This is a genomic window from Thalassotalea sp. PP2-459, assembly GCF_001913705.1.
GTDB classification, from domain to species: Bacteria; Pseudomonadota; Gammaproteobacteria; order Enterobacterales; family Alteromonadaceae; genus Thalassotalea_C; species Thalassotalea_C hakodatensis.
In genome coordinates, this window is record NZ_MKQD01000024.1 from 1 (window position 1) to 605 (window position 605).

A 605-nucleotide genomic window follows, 5' to 3' on the forward strand; every position below is an offset into this window, starting at 1 on the left:
AAAGTTTTCTCGACTTTTCTGTAGATAGTGATTTTTAATTTTGTGGAGTCTATGCCGAATTACTTGCTTCGCCAATGTAAGAAACGATAGAACTCTGCGGTGTTTTATCGTATTAGCCTGAAACATTATTTGCCAATTGCGCTGCTCCGCTTCAAAGCCAACAAACCAAAGTAATAGACTGGCTAAACATGCAATTAAGCACAAGGCACTCATTCGCCTTACGCCTTGTGTTTTACTAAACCGCCACGAAAAGCCATATTGTTGGCTTTTGTCATCGCGAAAGTTTTGCTCAATTTGCATCCTTTTACTGTACAACTTAATTACTTGATCACTAGTGAGTGTATTATCTGATGTTGCGAGTAACCATGGCTCATGAGCATGCCGTCGATACATGCGAGTATCTTTAGTAAAACGGCTATTCCCTTTTCGTCCTTTGTATTTTCCTTTGTACAAATGGAGAAATGCATCACATGCTGTTGGACTGTGTTGAGTAACCCTCGCTTTGCCCAGTCGAGTTGGTTGACAGCTCGCTCCCTGATGAAAGGCAGGGAGTTTTTCCCAAGTATTTTTACCTTCTAACTTACATGTCATCGTGCCTCTGAGAC

General features: G+C 41.3%; 1 protein-coding gene. It reads right to left on the reverse strand.

The window, feature by feature from the left end; translation table 11 throughout:
• The coding region (locus BI291_RS04515; protein ID WP_139302554.1) for a transposase at window positions 1–591 on the reverse strand (591 nt) is incomplete at its 3' end.
• Window positions 592–605: the final 14 nt, after the last annotated feature.